The sequence below is a fragment of the bacterium endosymbiont of Bathymodiolus sp. 5 South genome (assembly GCF_900128535.1).
Taxonomy (GTDB): Bacteria; Pseudomonadota; Gammaproteobacteria; order PS1; family Pseudothioglobaceae; genus Thiodubiliella.
In genome coordinates, this window is sequence record NZ_FQTR01000100.1 from 1 (window position 1) to 6,829 (window position 6,829).

The 6,829-nt window shown below is 36.8% G+C and carries 8 protein-coding genes; 7 read left to right on the top strand and 1 reads right to left on the bottom strand.

What is annotated here, in order from left to right; all coding sequences use genetic code 11:
• The 6 genes from BBROOKSOX_RS08220 to BBROOKSOX_RS08245 all read left to right on the top strand — a co-directional run.
• The coding region (locus tag BBROOKSOX_RS08220; RefSeq protein WP_218973715.1) for a hypothetical protein at positions 1-180 on the top strand (180 nt) is incomplete at its 5' end.
• A gap of 1 nt (position 181) precedes the next feature.
• The gene (locus BBROOKSOX_RS08225; RefSeq protein ID WP_139660872.1) at positions 182-754 is read left to right on the top strand and encodes a Tll0287-like domain-containing protein; all 573 of its coding nucleotides are present in this window, start codon (positions 182-184) and stop codon (positions 752-754) included.
• A gap of 274 nt (positions 755-1,028) precedes the next feature.
• Entirely contained in the window at positions 1,029-1,949 is a 921-nt protein-coding gene (dusB, locus tag BBROOKSOX_RS08230; RefSeq protein ID WP_373896620.1) for a tRNA dihydrouridine synthase DusB, read from the top strand.
• Positions 1,936-2,169, top strand: coding sequence for a helix-turn-helix domain-containing protein (locus BBROOKSOX_RS08235; RefSeq protein WP_139660874.1), 234 nt, complete (start codon positions 1,936-1,938; stop codon positions 2,167-2,169). Before dusB ends, BBROOKSOX_RS08235 begins: the two co-directional genes overlap by 14 nt.
• Before the next feature lie 648 nt (positions 2,170-2,817).
• Positions 2,818-4,419, top strand: a complete 1,602-nt coding sequence (gene purH / locus BBROOKSOX_RS08240; protein ID WP_139660888.1) for a bifunctional phosphoribosylaminoimidazolecarboxamide formyltransferase/IMP cyclohydrolase — start codon at positions 2,818-2,820, stop codon at positions 4,417-4,419.
• A 51-nt stretch (positions 4,420-4,470) separates the two neighbouring features.
• Positions 4,471-4,881 (top strand): hypothetical protein, encoded by a 411-nt coding sequence (locus BBROOKSOX_RS08245; protein WP_139660877.1) that lies wholly within the window; start codon positions 4,471-4,473, stop codon positions 4,879-4,881.
• Here the strand turns inward: BBROOKSOX_RS08245 and dbpA are convergent.
• Positions 4,865-6,244 (bottom strand): ATP-dependent RNA helicase DbpA, encoded by a 1,380-nt coding sequence (dbpA, locus tag BBROOKSOX_RS08250; RefSeq protein WP_139660879.1) that lies wholly within the window; start codon positions 6,242-6,244, stop codon positions 4,865-4,867. The genes BBROOKSOX_RS08245 and dbpA overlap by 17 nt on opposite strands.
• A 107-nt stretch (positions 6,245-6,351) precedes the next feature.
• Here dbpA and BBROOKSOX_RS08255 point away from each other — a divergent pair, with 107 nt between their 5' ends.
• A complete protein-coding gene (locus tag BBROOKSOX_RS08255; RefSeq protein ID WP_139660883.1) occupies positions 6,352-6,792 on the top strand; it encodes an Sbal_3080 family lipoprotein in 441 nt (146 codons plus the stop codon).
• The last annotated feature ends 37 nt before the right edge of the window (positions 6,793-6,829 follow it).

Genomic DNA, 6,829 nt, shown 5'->3' on the forward strand with positions numbered 1-6,829 from the left:
ACTTTTCACCCACTTGGCGATTTTTTAAACCCAGCCTTAGCCCTGCTAGGACAAGGTTTAAAGAAATCACCAATTGGGCAAAAATTGGATTTTGCTAATCATCCCTATTTATGCAAAGGTCTCAGTATAATGAGACGCTATTTTTACTTATCACTAACTTCAACAAAAAAGGACATTTAACATGAAAAAAATTACAATCACATTCATTGGAGCGACTTTATTAAGTGCAGCTTCTTACGCCACTCCTCAAGCAACAGTGGATATCTCCTTATTAAAAAGTGAAGCAATGAGTATTGTTAAGAAGTTTGGTGCTACATTGAAACCACAGTTAAAAAGCGCTTTAAAATCAGGTGGTGCTGTTAACGCTGTTAGTGTTTGCGCTGTCGTAGCACCCCAAGTAGCCAAGCAAATTAACAATGAAAATAAAGATTGGAATGTAAAACGCATTAGTTTGAAAAATCGTAATCCCAATATGGTTTTAGACGCTTGGGAGAGCGCAAAATTAAAAGAGTTTGACCAGCGTGTTGCCAATGGTGAAAAAGCAAATAAGCTATTTGCTGCCGAGGTAATTGATGGAAAGTTTAGATTTTTAAAGGCGCAAGGTACCGCTAAAGTTTGCCTGGCATGTCACGGTAAAAACATCAGTGCTGAAGTTAAGAAAAAAATACAAATGCATTATCCACATGACAAAGCAACTGGCTATAGTTTGGGGCAAGTTCGCGGTGCATTTAGTTTAAGCAAAACTTTAAAATAAAATCTATATTACCAGAAATCTCTTATATAGAGGCTTTTGCATAAGTAGGAATGATTAGCAAAATGACAAGTTTTGCCGAATTGGTGATTTTATGAAATATAGTCATAGCAAAGGCTATGACTGTGTTTTATAAAATTGTCAAGTTGGTGAAAAATGGCGTTTTGATGATTATTCCTACTTATGCAAAGGTCTCATATAGGTTAAATTTACTAAGAATTTAGTGTTCATCAAAATTGGTCAATATCAATTAAAATCTCAAGTGTTGTTAGCGCCGATGGCAGGCACTAGCGATAAGCCCTTTAGAATGCTATGCAAAGCACAAGGTGCAGCGCTCACTACTTCTGAAATGGTGGTCATACAACAACATTTATTGAATACCAATAAATCTAAATATCGCCTAGACTTTAAAGGAGAATCAGCGCCGATTAGTATTCAAATTGCTGGCTCAGAAGTAGATGAATTGGCGCTTTCTGCACAAAAAGCGGTGGAATTTGGGGCTAATATTATTGATATTAATATGGGCTGCCCTGCCAAAAAGGTTTGCAATAAAGCTGCAGGTTCAGCACTCATGCAAGACGAGATTTTAGTTAAGGATATTCTTACTGCTGTAACCAGTAGTGTTGATGTGCCTGTTACTTTAAAAATGCGTACAGGTTGGAGTCGCAATAACAAAAATGCACTCACTATTGCAAAAATCGCTCAAGATGCTGGCATTCAAATGCTAAGCATACACGGCAGAACTAAAGAAGACAAATACAAGGGTGAGGCAGAATATGACACCATTGCCAGTGTGGTGTCACAAGTTGAAATACCGGTGATCGCTAATGGTGACATCACTTCTGCAAAAAAAGCCAAACAGATATTGGATGATACAGGTGCAAGCGGCGTGATGGTTGGTAGAGCCGCTCAGGGCAATCCTTGGATTATTGGCGAGATTAATCATTATCTAAAAACTGGTATACACGCCAAAACACACTCAGCTGAATCAAAAAAACGAACCGCACTTGAGCACATTCAGCAAATTCACAAATTTTATGGCGAAGGGCTTGGTGTGCGTATTGCCAGAAAGCATATTCTTTGGTATTTACAACATTTTACAAATAAACCTCAAACCTGCTGGGCAAAAATTAGTAAAATTGACGACTCTAACAAACAATATCAACACTTCAAAAATTGCATCAATGAGCTCAACTGATCTACCAAACTGTATTAACGCAAAACTAAATCGCTATTTTAAGCAATTAGATGGTGAAAAAGCCTCTGGCGTACTTAAAATGGTCGTACAAGAAAGTGAAGCCATTACGATTAAATTCATCTTAGACAAAGTTAAGCAAAATCAAAGCGAGGCAGCCAAAATCCTAGGTATGAATCGTGGCACCTTAAAGAAAAAAATTGAACTTTACAAACTTAAATAAAAAAAACTTTCACAAATATACTTATAGGTATAATTATTTTATTTCAAATACACTTTTTTAACTAAAGTAAAAAAATATGGTATCAAACAAGAAGGAAACGATTGATGTAATGATTAGTCGTTTTAATAAAAATCAAAAGACAAATAAAAGCCAAACCTTAAAGGATAACCATCGCTCACCATTTATAGACTTTTATTTTCAAAATTTTCGTAAAAAAAATTAGTTAGTTTAGTTGTTTTGAGTTTTTCTTTAACAAGCGAAAATTTTCAATCTATTTGTGCTGACTCTTTTGAGTTTTTGGTGCAGTGTAGTTGTATTGAAGATAAATATTACGAAGAATATAAAAACTCTCTTGGTTGTTCACTAGACAATATTAACGCCTATTGTCTTAAATACAAAATTCATATCACTGATCTTGATCAAATCAAGGTTCTAATATTTTCCATCCCTCATTTAATTACAAATATTCCTAACTTCCAAGTAAAAAATTACCTTAACAGTATATTTTCTTTACTTAATGAATCGCATATTTATAATAAAAAATTTGAAATTACAAAATTAAGTAGTTCTATTGATATTTGCTGTAACTTAATTGAAGACGATCAAATAGTTTCTGTCTATACCTACATTAAAGGGTTTCAAGAAAGTATGGAGAGCGTCGTATCAGACAAGCCTTTCCTATACTGGCATGAAAAGAAAAATTTAGAAAAAATAACACACGCTCTAATCAGTGTTTCAGACAAAACAGGGATTGTAGACTTTGCTAAAAAGTTGCAAGAAAAGAATATAAAAGTTCTTTCAACAGGAGGCACAGCAAAGCATTTAAACGAACATGGAGTAGAAGTAGTTGATATTGAGCAATATACCAACTTCCCTGAAATGATGAACGGTAGAATTAAAACTATTAACCCAAAAGTACATGGAGGTATTCTAGCTAGAAGGGAACAAGATTTTGAAGTAATGCAGAAGTACAATATTCCGCCTATCGATTTAGTAGTTGTAAATTTATATCCTTTTCAGGCGACTATTGCACAAGCAGATTGCACACCAGAGCAAGCTATTGAAAATATAGATATTGGGGGTCCAGCAATGTTAAGAGCGGCAGCAAAAAACCATCAAGATGTTACTGTAATTGTAGATAACACAGATTATCAAACTGTAATAGATGAAATCAATACCTTACAAGGAAACACAACACTAGAAACTCGCACTAGATTGGCCCTTAAAACTTTTGAACACACGGCGCAATATGATGGTGCAATTGCCAATTATTTAGGTCAAGAAGAGGATGGTTTTTCTCATACCATCAACTTACAATTTAACAAAACTCAGTCAATGCGCTATGGGGAAAACCCACATCAATCAGCTGCTTTCTATATTGAAAAAAACATTACTGAGGCTTGCGTAGCGTCATCAAGGCAGTGTCAAGGCAAAGAAATGTCGTATAACAATATGGCAGATGCTGACGCCGCACTTGAGTGTGTACGCAGTTTTAACGAGCCTGCTTGTGTGATTGTCAAACACGCCAACCCATGCGGTGTTGCTGTGTGCTCTAACATTTTTGATGCTTATAATGATGCCTTTAAAACCGACCCAACTTCAGCATTTGGTGGCATTATTGCCTTTAATCGCAACTTAAATGAAAAAACAGCACACGCCATTATTGAACGCCAATTTGTTGAAGTTATCATTGCACCAAATGTTGACAACGAGGCTAAAAAAGTCCTATCAAGTAAACAAAATGTTCGTGTTTTAGAATGTGGAGACTTGAACGCAGCACAACCATCACTGGACTATAAGCGTGTTACTGGTGGCTTATTGGTGCAAGACAAAGACTTAGGTGTTATCAATGAAAACGATATTAAATGCGTTAGCGACACGCAACCAACAAACGAACAAATCAAAGACCTACTATTTGCTTGGAAAGTGGCCAAAGCGGTTAAATCAAACGCCATTGTTTATGTTAAAAATCAGATGACAATCGGTGTAGGTGCAGGGCAAATGTCACGCGTTTATTCAGCAAAAATCGCTGATATTAAAGCCACCGATGAAGGGCTAACAGTTGAAGGCGCGGTAATGGCATCCGATGCTTTCTTCCCATTCAGAGACGGTATTGATGCTGCAGCACAAGCTGGTATCAAAGCCATTATTCAACCAGGTGGATCAATGCGTGATGCAGAAGTGATTGAGGCGGCAAACGAGTATGGTATTGCTATGGTATTTACGGGTATGCGTCATTTTAAACACTAGTTTGTGGTGGTTGCTCTTACGCCTATCCTATAAACCCATTAAAATAAAAATATGAGCATCGAAAAAATCACCGCCTTTCCAGAGATTACTGATGTTGTTATTGAAAACGACAATATCGTCTCTCTGACTCAAGGATATTACGATATTGACAAGGTCACCGTACACATACAAGAATGTATTGAGATGGTTAGGAAGTATGAAAAAATGGGGTATTACAACTTAGCTAAGCCTGAATTTATCAGCGAAGTGATTACCACTTTCACCAATTTAGAACTCAGTAAAAAAGATGTTATTCGTGCCAATAACTTTATGAATATTACAGGCTTTCAAGAATGCAATCGTGTTTGGCAACTGCCTGATGAACTAAAAGTACAAGCCTCTGGGAGGTTGCACGGTTTTTATATCACTTTCGATACTGTAAACTGGGAAGATTTTAGCGTTAGAATTATTGAAGAATCCTAACTCTAAAAGTCTTACCCTTAAGTTTATCATTTCGAATTTTTTTAAGCGCTGTCTTAACCAACTCTGAACTCACTGCCACATAAGACCAATTACTAGCGACATTAATCTTACCAATCTTATCCCCTGAAAGTCCACCCTTGCCTGTCAACCCACCAACGATATCACCTGGGCGAAGTTTTTGTTTTTTTCCGCCATCGATTTTTAGCGTGGTCATCACCGGTTTTTTAATCGGCTTATCTAAATAAGTAGCGCCGGGTAGTGGGTCATTAATATGAGATAAATCAATATCTAATGCTTCTAGTTTGCGCGTTTCTCTATCACTAAAAAGCGTACAAGCAACACCATACTGCCCTGCTCTACCAGTACGACCGATACGATGTATATGTACTTCTGCATCATGCGCAATATTAAAATTAATCACCATATCTAAATCTTTGATATCTAAACCTCGCGCTGCCACATCAGTGGCTACCAGCACAGAAACACTGCCATTTGAAAAGCGAATAAGTGCTTGGTCACGCTCTCTTTGATCCAAATCGCCATGAATAGCAAGTGCATAAAATCCATAATGAGCTAACTCATCTGCCACATCTTGCGTATCACTTTTGGTGTTACAAAATACCAATGCAGACTCGGGCTTATGCTTAGCAAGTAATAATCTGAGTGCATTCATACGCTCATCGTCTGTATTGGTTAGATGAAAATATTGCTTAATCGTATCTTTTTCATGCACAGCAGGTGCCTCAAGTATCGTAGGATTTTTGAGTGCACGGCAGGCGATATCGGCAATCTCATCAGGATAAGTCGCACTAAATAATAAGGTTTGGCGACGACTGGGGATTTTTTCAATAATTCTATCTATCGTATCTTGAAAACCCATATCTAACATACGGTCTGCTTCGTCCAATACCAGCATAGTGACAAATTCAAGTTTTAATGTGGCTTTACGCAAATGCTCTTCAATGCGCCCTGGTGTGCCAACAATAATATGCGCACCGTGCTCTAATGAACCAATTTGCGGACCAAAAGGTGCGCCACCACAAAGCGTCAGCACTTTGATATTATGAATACTTCTTGCAAGTCTGCGAAGCTCACTTGCCACTTGATCTGCCAACTCACGCGTTGGGCACAAGACTATCGATTGCACTCTAAAAGCCTTAACATCCAATTTTTGTAACAGACCCAAACCAAAAGCCGCTGTCTTCCCTGAGCCAGTCTTACCCTGCCCAATAACATCTTCACCCGACAAAATAGCGGGCAAACTAAGTGCTTGAATAGGGGTCATTGATTCATAACCTAAACTACTAAGGTTTTTTAATAAATCAGGTTTTAAACTTAATGAAGAAAAATCAGTTGAACTCACGATGAATCCTAAAATAAAAATGATGGGTTAAATTTTACGCTTTATGCGATAACTAACAATACAAATGTGTATACTTTAATATCTTAGCCTGATTAGAATTTAACTTTATGAAAAAAATAACAATATATACCATTGCTCTTTTACCCCTAACTATATTAGCAGGGTGTGCATCTGTTGATGTTCGCCCAGTAAGTAAAATACATAATATATCCCATGTATGTATTGAAAATAACCCTAAAGTAATTGTTGCTAATTTTACAACCATAGTAGCAGATGTTTTTCAAGACCATGGCATTACAACTAAAATGTATAACGCCCCTGTGCCTAATAAATGCGAGTATAAACTAACTTATACTGCATTAAGATCATGGGACTTTACGCCTTACTTATCACATGCAGAACTTCGTTTATTTAAAAAGAACAAAAGAATTGGTTATGCTGAGTATCATATAGGAGCAGTTGCTTCCTTCTCATTAAAAAAATGGGCAAGTGTTAAAAAGAAAATGACACCCGTTATTAATAAACTATTGGCTCAATATAAAAAATAGACTTCAGGAACAAGAAATTCTATGAAACCTTTGCATA

Excerpts from the sequence above, each read along its gene's own strand:
- BBROOKSOX_RS08225 (WP_139660872.1), top strand. The coding sequence starts at position 182 with ATGAAAAAAATTACAATCACATTCATTGGAGCGACTTTATTAAGTGCA.
- dusB (WP_373896620.1), top strand. The coding sequence starts at position 1,029 with ATGGCAGGCACTAGCGATAAGCCCTTTAGAATGCTATGCAAAGCACAA.
- BBROOKSOX_RS08235 (WP_139660874.1), top strand. The coding sequence starts at position 1,936 with ATGAGCTCAACTGATCTACCAAACTGTATTAACGCAAAACTAAATCGC.
- purH (WP_139660888.1), top strand. The coding sequence starts at position 2,818 with ATGGAGAGCGTCGTATCAGACAAGCCTTTCCTATACTGGCATGAAAAG.
- BBROOKSOX_RS08245 (WP_139660877.1), top strand. The coding sequence starts at position 4,471 with ATGAGCATCGAAAAAATCACCGCCTTTCCAGAGATTACTGATGTTGTT.
- BBROOKSOX_RS08255 (WP_139660883.1), top strand. The coding sequence starts at position 6,352 with ATGAAAAAAATAACAATATATACCATTGCTCTTTTACCCCTAACTATA.